Here is a 12,505-nt window from a genome sequence, read left to right as displayed (position 1 = left end):
GCCGTGCGAAGCGCGCGCGGGTGTTCACATTTGCAGGGCTCCGGCGGCGCGCAGGGCCTCTACGGCCGCGTGGTCAAGGCCTGCTTCACGCAGCACTTCATTGGCGGCCTCGCTGCTGGCGCGCGGTGCTGCGGGCAGCGCGCTGGCTGTCCGGCTGAAGCGGGGCGCCGGCGCCGGCTGCCAGGCGCCCGCCACATCGACAAAGGTGCCGCGTGCACGGTTGTGCGGATGCAGTGGCGCCTCCGCGAGGCCGAGCACGGGCGCAAAGCAGACATCGGTGCCTTCGAGGAGCGCGCACCATTCATCACGCGTACGGCTGGCAAAACGCTGCGCCAGGCGCTCCTTCAACAGGGGCCATGCCGATCGGTCGTCACGCTGGCGGAAAATCTCGTCGCTGATCTCCATGAGGTTCAGGAAGAGTTCGTAGAACTGCGGCTCCAACGGTGCGACAGAGATAAAGCGGCCGTCGCTGCAGCGGTAACTGCAATAAAAGGGGGCCGCGCCGTCAAGTGTGTTGGACTCGCGTGCATCGCGCCATGAGCCGCTTGCAAACATGGCATAAAACGGCGCCATCAGCAAAGCCGCACCGTCGCTCATGGCGGCGTCAATGACTTGCCCCTGGCCCGAGCGCTGGCTTTCATAAAGTGCGCTGCTGACCCCGAAGGCCAGCATCATGGCGCCGCCGCCGAAGTCGCCCACCAGGTTCAGCGGTGGAAGCGGCTGCCCGCTGGTGCCTGTCGCATGCAGGGCGCCCGACAAGGCGATGTAGTTGATGTCATGTCCTGCTGCCTGCGCGAACGGGCCGGTCTGCCCCCAGCCGGTCATGCGGCCGTAAACCAGTCGCGGATTCCTGGCCAGGCAGGTGTCCGGCCCAAGCCCCAGCCGCTCCATGACGCCGGGCCGGTAGCCTTCAAGAAGGACCTGGGCGCCTTCCACCAGGCGCAGCAGGAGTTGTGTGGCTTCGGGTTTCTTGAGGTCCAGCGTCAGGTGGCGCCGTCCGCGGGCCAATGCGTCCGTGGCAGGGTTGCGTGTGTTGCCTGACGGTTTGGCATTGGGCCGGTTGATGGTCACCACGTCGGCGCCCGCGTCGGCCAGCATCATGGCGCAAAACGGGGTGGGGCCAAGGCCGGCCATCTCTATGACTCTGACGCCGTGCAGCGGACCGGGCATGGTGAAATTCCTGTTGACCTGGCATTGAATGGTTTTTGATTATTGCATATAGTATGTATGAATACATAAATGAAATGCGAAAGCCAGAAAACATGTCCAGGGAAAAAGTCCGCGCCATGAAGCGCGCCATCGTGGCCTTCGAAAGGCCGGAGCCGTCATGTGAAGAGGAAAGCGCTGCCAGGGCGTGCGCCGCTGCGCTGCTGGACAGAAGTATCGAGTACGGCCACGCCCGGCTGGCCGTGTTGCGGCTGGCGGTGGCCGCCAGGATTGGCGCGGATATTTCCGCTGCGCATTGGGATTACTGCTTCAGTGTCACCGCGGACTGTAATGACCCAGGTTTGCAGCAGGTATTTTCAAAAGCGCTCTCGCAGGCCAAAGGCGTCCGTCAAGACCTGCTGCCAAAACAGGCGCAGCCCCGGCGCAGGCATTGAGCGTTTGACGCCGTTGGCCGCACAATAGCCGCCATGCGCAAACATATTTCTGAAACTACCGGCCCGCAGCGTCTTGTATACGGCTTGCTGGCCGGTATGGCGGTCGCGGCGCTGCCTTTGCCCACGGGCTGGCAGTTTCGCGGTTTGTTTGGCTGGTGTGTGGGCATTGCCGTCTACCTGGCGCTGGCATGGTGGCTGTGCGTGCGTTTTGATGCCAGGCGCACGCGCGTACGTGCGCAGGCGCAGGATGAACCCAGCGTGGTGCTCTTCCTGGTGCTGCTGCTGGCCACCATGGCCTGCGTGGCGGCGATTACCGTGTTGATGCAGCAGAGCCGCGATCTTTCGGGCCTGCAGCGCGTGCTGCACATTGGTTTGTCTGTGGTTGCGCTGGTCGCTTCCTGGCTTTTCATTCACACCATCTTTGCGTTCCGTTATGCCCACCGCTATTACCACGAGGAAAAGCTGAATGAGCCCGACGGGCCGGGCCTGCAGTTTCCGGGCGGGCTGGATCCGGATTACTTTGATTTTCTGTATTACGCCTTTGTGGTTGGCATGACCTCGCAGGTGTCCGACGTGCAGGTCACATCGCGCGAGATGCGCAGGCTCACGCTGCTGCACGGCGTGCTCTCGTTCGGCTTCAACATGCTGATCCTGGCGCTCAGCATCAACGTGGTGGCGGGTGTCCTGCAGTAGGTTTTACGGGCGGCTCAGGTTTTCCTGCCCAATTTAAGCAACCCGGTTGACAGCGCTGTACCGCACACGATGACCACGGCACACAGCAGCATCCACGGCGTGACCACTTCACCGAGGACCACGGCGCCATAAAAAATGGCAAACACCGGCACCAGGAATGTCACCGACAGCGCACGCGGCGGGCCGGCGTTTTCGATCAGCCTGAAAAACAATATGTAGGCCAGCCCGCTGCAGAGCACGCCGACTACCAGCAGCGCCAGCCAGGCCCGGGTGCCCGGCATCTGCGCGGGCCAGAGCCAGGCGGCAGGCAGGGCAAGGCCCAGGGTAGCGCCCATCTGGCTGCCCGCTGCAGTGACCAGTGGCGGGATGCCTGTCAGGTAGCGTTTGGTGTAACTGGCCGCAATGGCGTAGCAGATGCAGGCGAGCAGGCAGGCCAGCACTGCCCAGCCGGGCGCGATGCCCGATGCATCGGGTTTGAAGCTGGCCTTGTCCCAGGCCAGCAGGGCAACACCGGCAAAACCCAGCACCAGCCCGAGAATCCGCGAGGCATCGGGTTTGTCCTTGAGCCAGAGCCACGCGACCAGGGCGCCGAACATCGGCACCGTGGCGTTGAGGATGGCTGACAGCCCGGTCGTGATGGACAGCAGTGCGAACGCAAAGCACGCAAACGGGATGCCCGAATTGAGCACGCCCACAAAAAATACCCGGCGCCAATGCCGCTTCAAATCAGGCAGCAAGCCGCGCAGGCAGACCAGGGGAAACAGGAACAGCGCTGCAATCCCCACGCGCACTGCAGCGGTCGGCAAAGGGCCGAACTCCACCGTACTGATGTGCATCAGCAAAAACGAGGCACCCCAGATCGCGGCCAGCATGATCAGGTCGGACAGCCACGGTTTGGCGCCGGCAGCGGCGGTGGTTGAGGGAGTGGCAGTGGGTGGTGTGTTCAAAACATGGTTTCCTGAAGCGCGCCCTCCAGCTTGAGCAGCGCGGTTTTGCGGTCCAGCCCCCCAGCATAGCCGGTGAGCGAGCCGTTCATGCCGACCACACGGTGGCACGGCACGATGATGCTAACCGGATTGCGCCCAACCGCCGCACCGACCGCGCGTACGGCAGCGGGTTTGCCAATGCGGTTGCTGACCTCGCTGTAGCTGCTGGTGCGGCCCTGGGGAATGGCCAGCAGCACCTGCCACACCGCCTGCTGGAAGTCCGTGCCGCCGGACAGGTCCAGCGGGACATCAAACTGCGTGCGCTGGCCGCTGAAATATTCGGTGAGCTGCTGAATGGCTTTTTTCAGCACTGGGTGCTTTTCGTTGTTTGGCCAGACGGTGGTGCCGATCAATTCCTCTGGCAGATGTTTTTGCCCTTCAAACCACAGGCCGGCCAGACCTTTGTCGGTGGCGGCAATGATCATGGTGCCCAGGGGGCTTTGGAAAGTTGTCTGAACGATGGAGCGATCGAATTTCATGATGGGATTCCTTTGGCTGACAGGTGCTGAAAATTGCTTTTCAAGAGCAATTCAATGCCGTGGCCACCGTTTTCCGTGCGCGGCCAGCTGCATTTTTGATAGCGCTGGTTTTGTTGTCCGGTGGAGTGCTGGCCGGCGCACCGCTCCAGGCGCCGCTCCAGACCCTGATGACCGCATAACTGCGCCAGGGCTTCCAGGCCATGGAAGCCAGCTCTGCTTGCCGGGCCGGGTTTTTCTGGCCCTGCACGCCAAGCGCCTTGTGCAGCGCCACGTCGCCTGTCGGAAATGCATCCGGCCAGCGCAGCGCGCGCATGGCGATGTATTGCGCCGTCCAGTCGCCAACGCCGGGCAGTTCCTTGAGCGCGGCGATGGTGGCATTGACGTCCGCACCGCCGTGCAGTTGCAGGCGTTTCTCAAGCACCGCCTGCGCGATGCCGACAATGGCTGCCTGCCGCTGCCTGACGATGCCCAACTGGCCCAACGCATCGCCGCTGGCTGCGGCCAGAACGGCAGGGGCCGGAAACAGGCGCGTCAACTCCGGCCAAGGGGTTTGAATCGGTTCACCGAACTGGCCCACCATGCGCTGCGCCAGCGTGCGTGCGGCCGCCACCGTGATCTGCTGGCCCAGCACGGCGCGCACGGCCAGCTCGTAACCGTCCAGCGCGCCGGGCACGCGCAAGCCGTCGCCGGACGGAAAGCTCGCATGCAGCACGCTGTTGATGGCGCTGGGGTCGGCATCCAGGTCGTAGGCCGCACGCACGCGGCGAATCACCAGCGGCAGCACGTCGCGCAGCGAGTCGCTGACAGTCAGCACCAGCTGCGAGCGGACCTCGTCAAAGCGCATGCGCAGCCAGCCGCTGTGCGGCTTGCCGCCAGAATCGATGCGTAAAGTCCTGCCGGTCACCGTTCCGTGAGCGCTGTTAGCTATGAATTCAATAGCATCAATCATGCGCTTGTTGAAAAAGGCCAGCATGGCCGCCACGTCGTAAGGTGGGCGGTAACCCAGCCGTATGGTGATGCCCTGGTCCGTGCCGGCGCTGCCTTCCGCGTTGCTGCTGCCGTTCATACCCTTACGCCGCAGTTGTGTCGGGTTGAGTTTGTAGTGCTCCAGAAAGGCAGCATTAAAGCGCCGCACGCTGGCGTAGCCGCTCATCAGCGCAATCTGCGTGATAGGCAGGGCGGTGTCGGCCAGCAACTGTTTGGCGGTGTGCAGCCGCCGCGTTTGCAGGTATTGCATGGGCGACACGCCAAACTGGGCTTCAAATATGCGCCTTACATGGCGGTCGCTCACACCCAGCCTGGAGGCCAGCTTATCGACAGACGGGGCTTCTTCAGTCCACATTTCCGGTTCATCCAGCAGGCGCGCGGCCTGGTGGGCCAGGATGTAGGACGCATCCTGGATGGACCACACCACCGAATGCGGCGCCAGTTCGGGGCGGCAGCGCAGGCAGGGGCGAAAGCCGGCGTTTTCGGCCTGCGCGGCATGGTGGAAAAAGCGGCAGTTTTCGCGCTTGGGCGTCTTGACGCTGCAGACAGGCCGGCAGTAGATACCGGTGGAAGTCACACCGGTGAAGAAGCTGCCGTCAAAACGGGCATCCCGCGCTTTCAGGGCGAGGTAACAATCGTTGTCGGCGAGGGCGAATTCGGTGTTCATGGGCGCAATACTACGCCTCATCCGGCTTTGTACTAGCCGTTTTCGGACATCCCCATGAAGACCTCGGGGACTGCCAAAAAGGGCCGTTCAACGGCCGTCGCCGCCTACAATCGACGCTCTTCGTGCTTCCATTCGCGGCACGGCACTCAATGTGCCTCCCAAATGTTTCCCAACTGCCAGGAACCCCTTCAATGCAAGTCAGCGCATCGATTTTCAAGGCCTACGATATTCGCGGCATCGTGCCCGCCACCATCAACGAAGCTCTGGCCGAGGCGCTGGGCAAGGCTTTTGGTACCGTGGCCCTGAAAGAAGGTGAAACCACCGTCGCCGTCGGCCGCGACGGCCGGCTCAGCGGGCCTTCGCTCAGCGCGGCCCTGGTGCGCGGCCTGGCGGCTGCGGGCGTGAACGTGGTGGATGTGGGCATGGTCACCACGCCCATGCTTTATTTCGCAGCCAGCACGCTGGCCACCTCGGGCATACAGGTGACCGGTAGCCACAACCCCAAGGACTACAACGGATTCAAGATGGTGCTGGCCGGGCGTGCGATCTATGGCGATGACATCCAGGCCCTGCGAAAAACCATTGAATCAGAAAACTGGATGCTGCCGGCCCAACCCGGCACGGTCAACCAGGTCAATGTGGAAGCCGACTACCGTGAGCGCATTGTCTCGGGTATCAAGCTATCGCGCCCCATGAAAATCGTGGTTGATTCAGGTAACGGCATCGCGGGTGCATCGGCGCCGGCAATTTTTCGCGCACTGGGCTGTGAAGTGACCGAGCTGTTCAGCGAAGTTGATGGCAATTTCCCCAACCACCACCCCGACCCGAGCAAACCTGAAAACCTGAAAGACCTGATCAACGCCCTGCAAAGCTCCGACGCCGAGCTTGGCCTGGCTTTTGACGGCGATGGCGACCGGCTGGGCATTGTGACTAAAGACGGGCAAAACATTTACCCGGACCGGCAGATGATGCTGTTTGCACGCGATGTGCTGTCGCGCGTGCCTGGCGCAACGATCTTGTTTGACGTGAAATGCTCGCAGCGCCTGGCTCCGGCGATCGAGGCGGCGGGCGGTGTGCCCCTGATGTACAAGACCGGCCATTCCCTCATCAAGGCAAAGATGAAAGAGATCAATTCACCGCTGGGCGGCGAGATGAGTGGCCACATCTTTTTCAAGGAGCGCTGGTATGGTTTTGACGATGGCACCTATGCCGGCGCGCGCCTGCTGGAGATCGTGAGCCGCGTGCCCGATGCCGGCGCCTTGCTGAACAGCCTGCCGACCAGCTTCAGCACGCCCGAGCTCAATGTGGCGTGCAGGGAAGGCGAGCCGCACACGGTGGTTGAGGCGCTGATTAAATTTGCGAAGTTTGCTGAACCCGCAAAAATTTCGACGATTGACGGTGTGCGTGTTGACTGGCCGGACGGCTTTGGCTTGATACGCGCTTCCAACACCACGCCGGTGCTGGTACTGCGCTTTGAAGGCCATACACAGCAGGCCCTTGACCGGATCGAGGCTGACATGCTGGCCTTGTTGCGCAGCGTCAAACCCGATGCGAGTTTTGCGGCGGCCGCGCACTAGAACTGTTTAACCGGCTTGATGAAAATCCTTTTGGTCAAACTGTCGTCGCTGGGCGATGTGGTGCATGCGCTGCCCGTTGTGCAGGATATTCGCGCCGCCATGCCCGATGCGCAGATTGACTGGGTTGTTGAAAAAGCCTTCGCCCCGCTGCTATCAAAGTGTGCTGGTTTGCAGCGCGTGATTCCCTGTGAGATCCGGCGCTGGCGCAAGTCGCCTTTTTTTTCTGCGGCCACACGCAGCGAATGGCGGGCATTCAGGGCTGACCTGCAGCGCGAAGGCTACGACGCAGTGATTGATTTGCAGGGCCTGACCAAGTCTGCCCTGGTAGCGCGGCTGGCAAAGCTGGCGCCTGGCGGCAAACGTTATGCGCTGGCCAACCAGACCGAGGGCTCGGGTTATGAAGCGCCGACGCGCTGGGTCGCCGATGTGGCGATTCGCATGGAACCGCACATCCACGCCGTGCAGCGCTCGCGGGAACTGGCGGCGCGCGCGCTGGGCTACACCTTCGCCCCTGTGCCGGATTTTGGATTAAACAGGCCCCAGGCCAGCGTGGAACGCGCGCAAGCAGCTATCGAAAACATAGCGGATGGCCGGCGCCGAAACACCGTCGTTTTTGTGCATGGAACCTCGCGCGCCGACAAGGAGTGGCCGCTGGATCACTGGATAGCGCTGGGCCGGCAGCTGAATGCGGCCGGCTGCAAAGTCGCGCTGGCGCATGGCAATGCCAAAGAGCTTGCAACCAGCCAGGCGATTGCAGAGGCCCTGGATGGACCGGATGTAACGGTCTGGCCCATGCTGTCACTGGATGCTCTGACTGACGAACTGGCGCAATGCGGCGGCGTGATTGGCGTGGACAGCGGCGTCAGCCACATCGCCGTCGCGCTGGACTTGCCGCATGTTCAGATCTACAACTTTGACACTGCCTGGCGCACGGGGCCTGGCGGGTTTGCCGGCGGTGGCCGGCAGGTCAGCGTGTATGCGACGCCCACACCTGGCGTGCAGGCTGTCTGGCAGGCATGGCTGGGTTGCCGGGGCAAGGTGTGATGAGCGGCCTGGTTCGTGCCGCATATTCGCTGCTGATGTGGCTGGCACAACCGTTTTTACGCCGCAAGCTGGCCCGCCGCAGCCGGCAGGAGCCGGGTTATGGCGAAGCGGTGCAAGAGCGCTTTGGGTATTACACCCAGCCGCCCGAAGCCGCGTCCGAGCTGGTCTGGGTCCACGCCGTCTCTCTTGGTGAAACGCGTACGGCGGCTATTTTGCTCAAGGCCTTGCGTGCACAAACGCCGGGGCTGCGCATTTTGTTGACACATGGCACGGCCACCGGCCGCGCTGAAGGCCTGGGCCTGCTGCAGCCGGGTGACGTGCAGGTCTGGCAGCCGTGGGACAGCAGGGCTGCGGTGGGCCGGTTTTTCAGGCACTTCAAGCCGCGCCTGGGCCTGCTGATGGAAACCGAAATCTGGCCCAACATGGTGGCGGCGGCCAGCGCGCGCGCCATGCCGCTGGTGCTCGTCAACGGCCGACTGTCGGAAAAATCATTGCAGCAGGCCTTGCGCATGGCGTGGCTGTCGTATCCGGCCTACGGTGCGCTGTCGGCGGTGTATGCGCAGACGGAGGATGACGCCAGGCGTTACCGCCAGCTTGGCGTTGAGGCCGCCGGCATTTTTGGCAGCCTCAAGTTTGATGCCGCGCCTGATGAACACCAGCAAGCCATGGGCAAGGCCTGGCGGCAGGGGCTGGGGCGGCCGGTGGTGATGTTTGCCAGTTCTCGTGAAGGCGAGGAGGGCGATTTTTTCAGCGAAATAAGTGCCGTAGCTAAGGCTGTATGCGCGCAACCAGCTATTAATTTGGTAGCAGAAACGACCGCGGTTTTGCCAAAATTCCTGGTGGTGCCGCGCCATCCACAACGCTTTGACGAGGTCAAGGCACTGGCAGAGCAACATGGCCTCAGGGTCTCGCGCCGTTCGGGCTGGCTGGATGCAGGGCAGGGGCCAGCAGCGAGTGAAGAAGCCATGCAAGCCGATGTCTGGCTGGGCGACTCGCTGGGCGAGATGGCGCTGTATTACGCGCTCAGCGACGTGGCCCTGCTGGGCGGCAGCTTTGCCCCACTGGGCGGGCAAAACCTCATAGAGGCCGCGGCCTGCGGCTGCCCGGTCGTGATGGGGCCGCACACTTTCAACTTCACGGAGGCCGCTGAGCGCGCCGAGGCGGCTGGCGTAGCGCTGCGTGTGGTGGATATGCCGGGCGCCGTGCGGGCCGCGCTGGGGCTACTGAACGACCCGCCCGCACAGGCCAGGGCCGTGGCCGCAGGGCAGGCGTTCACCGCGCGCAACCGCGGGGCAACTACGAAAACGCTGGATGCGTTGCGAGCCTATCTTTGGCTGTTGTAGTCCGTATCCTCTTGGGCGTCATCCAGTCGCCGGGTGCTCAGCGCTTGACCACTGCCTTGTAGCTGAACCCGTCACCGCGGAAGTACATTTCTGAATAACAGAGGGGCTGGTCGGACACATCGTATGGCGTGAACCGGATACGCAGCACGGGATCGTGCTCCGAGATATTCAGTTGGCGCGCACGCGCCTTGCCGGCAGGTATGGCACTTGTCTCTATGTGTGTGGCCTTGAGGCGGTAACCCAGCCGGCTTTCCAGCAACGTCATGGCGTCATTGGTCTCGATGTCTTCCCGCAGCACGGCTTCTATCAAGGCTGTTGGCCCATAGATGACGCAGATAGCCAGCGGTTTGCCGTTGACCATCCGGATACCGGTGACGGCGGTCAGTTCCACCCCGGGCGCTATCCGCAAGGCTTCGGCAGCTTGCGCTGGCGCCCTTACTTTCCTGACGTGCAGGGTGCGGCCGTGGGCCTGGTGGCCCTGTGCGCGCATGTGCTCATAAAACCCCGTCAAGGGCCCGAGGTCCGGGGCGTCCGTCGGACGGGTCACAAAGCTGCCTTTGCCATTGATCTTTTCGATCAGGCCGCTGGCGTGCAGCGCTGCCAATGCCTGCCGCACGGTGATGCGGCTCACGCCAAATTCCGTTTCCAGTTCCGCCTCCGAAGGCAGCTTGCTGCCTGCCGCCAGCTGGTTGTTGAGTATCCGCTGGCGAAGGTTGGATTCGATCTGGGCAAAAAGCGAAAGCGTGGCAGGCGCGGTGACGGTCATAAATGGACTGGTTGGTAGGTGTTGCATGGATCATCGCGCAACAACCTATTATGACAGGATAGGTAAAACCCCCAATACCTGTTATGACAGGTTAGGGCATCATGCAGGGGTTCACCGCAGCCTGCGCGGCGGCGACACACGAGTCACCCACTACTGGAAACATTCATGAAGCATTCGATCACAAACCTTGTTGTCCTCGGCCTCACGGTATTGTTCGCGGCGGCACCGGCCATGGGCGCAGATCCCTTTCCTTCCAGGCCTATCCGGGTGATCGTCCCTTACCCGGCCGGTGGTGTCGTCGACGTCCAGACACGTGCCGTGACGCAGCGTATGGCCACCGAGCTGGGCCAGCCCATCGTGGTGGAGGCCAGGCCGGGCGCCGGCGGCAACATTGCCGCAGAGTTTGTCGCCCGCTCACCTGCGGATGGCTACACCGTGCTGGTATCCGCGGCTTTCATCATCAACAACCCGCTGATGGAAAACAAGTTGCGCTGGGCGCCAAAAGACTTCACACAGGTGGCGCGTTTTTCGCTGGCACCCAGCTACTTTGTTGTGCCGGCATCGTCGCCAGCCAGGTCCGTAAAGGAGTTCGTCGAACTGGCCAAAAGGGCGCCCCAGCCCTTGCAGTATGGTGACAGCGGCCCTGGCAGCCCCCAGGTCATGGCCGTCGCGATGTTCAGGAGCGTTGCCGGGCTCCAGCTCGAACCCGTGACTTACAAGGGCGCCCCGCCCCTGGTGCCGGACCTGATCAACGGCGCGATTTCCATGACGATCCTGCCTTCGTCGGTGGCCTATCCACACATCAAGTCTGGAACGATTCGTGCGCTGGCCAATATCAGCAGCCACAGATCGGCACAACTGCCTGATGTGCCGACGATTGCCGAGGCCGGTTACCCGGATGTCACGGCACTGTCCTGGTACGGATTTCACGTGCCGGCCGGCACGCCGCCCGAGGTCATCAAGAGGCTGGAGGCTGCGGCACAGGCCGCCACCGCAACGAATGAAGTCAAGGAGAGGCTGGTGAACGCCGGTGGCGAGTCGGCATTCATGAGCCAGCCAGACTTCGGTGTATTTTTGAAAGCCGATACCGTGCGTTGGGAGAGTGTGGTCAAGGTGATCAAGAGGTAAGTGTTAATGCGTGTTTTTTGGAAAGGACTAAAACGTGAGCCTGACAAGACCCCCGGCAGAGTTCTCGGCGCTGATCGCTGAGCTGCGCAACTTCATGGATACCGTCGTGATCCCCAGTGAGGACCTGAAGACGGCACATGATGGCGACGCCATCAACAAGCAGGCCAGCGAGCTGCGCGTGGAGGCCCTCAAACGCGGCCTGCGTGCTCCCAGGCGTGCCGTGAGCGATGGAGGCCTCGGGCTCTCGTGGGAAGAGTGCTGCTTCTTTCTTGAAGAAGCCGGTCGGAGTTTCCTGGGACCGACGACATTGCAATGCGCGGCACCCGGCCAGCCTGATATAGCCGCGCTGGAAAAACTCGCCAGCCCGTGGCAGCGTGAGCGCTATCTTGAACCGCTGGCGCGCGGGGACATCCGCTCCTGTTTTGCAATGACCGAGCCGGCACCGGGCGCGGGGTCGGACCCGCGCATGCTGAAAACGACTGCAACACGAACCGATTCAGGCTGGGTCATCAACGGCGACAAATGGTTTATCAGCGGTGCCGTGCGGGCCGATTTTGCGATCGTCGTCGCGCGCAGCGATGCCGGTGTGTCCTGGTTCCTGGTGGACAAGTCCAATCCTGGCTTTCGCGTGGTGCGCGACATACCGACCATGGAGCCTTTCGATGCCGGTGGGCACGGAGAGATCCGGCTGGAAAACTGCAAGGTCGGGCCGCAAGCCCTGGTTGGCGAGGAGGGCAAGGGCCTGGAGCATGCGCAGCTGCGGCTTGAAGGTGCACGGCTGTTCCATTGCATGCGCTGGATTGGTTTGTCCTCGCGGGCGATGAGTGTGGCGCAGGACTATGCTGCCGGTCGGGACTCATTCGGCACGCGCCTGTCGGAGCATCAGATGGTGCAGTCCATGGTGGCCGATGCGCATATCAGTCTTTATGCGGCACGCCTGATGACGCTGGATGTTGCCAGAAAGCTCGACAGGGGCGAATCGATCCGCCACGAGTCGTCGATGGCCAAGGTCTTTGTATCCGAAGCCGTGAACAAGGTGGCGGACTCGGCCGTGCAGATAGCGGGCGCGCCTGGTATTTCAGAGGACCTGCCGTTGTCAATGATCCTGCGCATGCTCAGGCCCTTTCGTATCTACGACGGCGCCTCCGAGGTGCACCGTGCGGCCATTGCCAGGCGTGCTTTCTCAAAGCGCCTGAGCGCCTGAGGCACTAAGGGCCTGAACATCGATTCTGAA

At 62.5% G+C, this 12,505-nt stretch carries 12 protein-coding genes; 7 read left to right on the top strand and 5 right to left on the bottom strand.

What is annotated here, in order from left to right; translation table 11 throughout:
* Positions 1–24 precede the first annotated feature (24 nt).
* Positions 25–1,170: a CaiB/BaiF CoA transferase family protein gene (locus ACFQND_RS19825; protein WP_371438110.1), complete on the bottom strand. Its 1,146-nt coding sequence runs from the start codon at positions 1,168–1,170 to the stop codon at positions 25–27.
* A 74-nt stretch (positions 1,171–1,244) separates the two neighbouring features.
* Here ACFQND_RS19825 and ACFQND_RS19820 point away from each other — a divergent pair, with 74 nt between their 5' ends.
* Together ACFQND_RS19820 and ACFQND_RS19815 are read left to right on the top strand one after the other, a co-directional pair.
* Entirely contained in the window at positions 1,245–1,601 is a 357-nt protein-coding gene (locus ACFQND_RS19820; protein WP_377414405.1) for a hypothetical protein, read from the top strand.
* Positions 1,602–1,634: 33 nt separating this feature from the next.
* A complete protein-coding gene (locus ACFQND_RS19815; RefSeq protein WP_371438108.1) occupies positions 1,635–2,294 on the top strand; it encodes a DUF1345 domain-containing protein in 660 nt (219 codons plus the stop codon).
* Positions 2,295–2,308: 14 nt separating this feature from the next.
* On the opposite strand, the gene ACFQND_RS19810 is transcribed toward ACFQND_RS19815, so the two are convergent.
* Genes ACFQND_RS19810 through ACFQND_RS19800 form a run of 3 tightly spaced genes read right to left on the bottom strand, consistent with a single transcriptional unit; the run spans position 2,309 to position 5,413 of the window.
* Entirely contained in the window at positions 2,309–3,241 is a 933-nt protein-coding gene (locus tag ACFQND_RS19810; RefSeq protein WP_371438107.1) for a DMT family transporter, read from the bottom strand.
* Positions 3,238–3,759 carry a methylated-DNA--[protein]-cysteine S-methyltransferase gene (locus ACFQND_RS19805; protein WP_371438106.1) on the bottom strand — a complete coding sequence of 174 codons (522 nt, stop codon included), beginning with the start codon at positions 3,757–3,759 and terminating at the stop codon, positions 3,238–3,240. The genes ACFQND_RS19810 and ACFQND_RS19805 overlap by 4 nt, the downstream gene beginning before the upstream one ends.
* 40 nt (positions 3,760–3,799) lie before the next feature.
* Positions 3,800–5,413: an Ada metal-binding domain-containing protein gene (locus tag ACFQND_RS19800; RefSeq protein ID WP_371438105.1), complete on the bottom strand. Its 1,614-nt coding sequence runs from the start codon at positions 5,411–5,413 to the stop codon at positions 3,800–3,802.
* Positions 5,414–5,604: 191 nt separating this feature from the next.
* On the opposite strand from ACFQND_RS19800, the gene ACFQND_RS19795 reads away from it, so the two are divergent.
* Genes ACFQND_RS19795 through ACFQND_RS19785 form a run of 3 tightly spaced genes read left to right on the top strand, consistent with a single transcriptional unit; the run spans position 5,605 to position 9,377 of the window.
* Positions 5,605–6,990: a phosphomannomutase/phosphoglucomutase gene (locus ACFQND_RS19795; protein ID WP_371438104.1), complete on the top strand. Its 1,386-nt coding sequence runs from the start codon at positions 5,605–5,607 to the stop codon at positions 6,988–6,990.
* An 18-nt stretch (positions 6,991–7,008) separates the two neighbouring features.
* Positions 7,009–8,034, top strand: coding sequence for a lipopolysaccharide heptosyltransferase I (gene waaC / locus ACFQND_RS19790; RefSeq protein ID WP_371438103.1), 1,026 nt, complete (start codon positions 7,009–7,011; stop codon positions 8,032–8,034).
* Entirely contained in the window at positions 8,034–9,377 is a 1,344-nt protein-coding gene (locus tag ACFQND_RS19785; RefSeq protein WP_371438102.1) for a 3-deoxy-D-manno-octulosonic acid transferase, read from the top strand. The genes waaC and ACFQND_RS19785 overlap by 1 nt, the downstream gene beginning before the upstream one ends.
* Positions 9,378–9,414: 37 nt before the next feature.
* On the opposite strand, the gene ACFQND_RS19780 is transcribed toward ACFQND_RS19785, so the two are convergent.
* The gene (locus tag ACFQND_RS19780) at positions 9,415–10,143 is read right to left on the bottom strand and encodes a GntR family transcriptional regulator (protein ID WP_371438101.1); all 729 of its coding nucleotides are present in this window, start codon (positions 10,141–10,143) and stop codon (positions 9,415–9,417) included.
* Positions 10,144–10,308: 165 nt separating this feature from the next.
* Between ACFQND_RS19780 and ACFQND_RS19775 the strand changes: the two genes are divergently transcribed.
* Positions 10,309–11,271 (top strand): Bug family tripartite tricarboxylate transporter substrate binding protein, encoded by a 963-nt coding sequence (locus tag ACFQND_RS19775; protein ID WP_371438100.1) that lies wholly within the window; start codon positions 10,309–10,311, stop codon positions 11,269–11,271.
* Positions 11,272–11,305: 34 nt separating this feature from the next.
* Entirely contained in the window at positions 11,306–12,475 is a 1,170-nt protein-coding gene (locus ACFQND_RS19770) for an acyl-CoA dehydrogenase family protein (RefSeq protein WP_371438099.1), read from the top strand.
* Positions 12,476–12,505 lie beyond the last annotated feature (30 nt).

Source organism: Polaromonas aquatica (assembly GCF_042659145.1).
Lineage (GTDB): Bacteria > Pseudomonadota > Gammaproteobacteria > Burkholderiales > Burkholderiaceae_C > Polaromonas > Polaromonas aquatica.
Note: the sequence above shows the minus strand (reverse complement) of the source record. Positions and strands in the feature narration are given on the sequence as shown.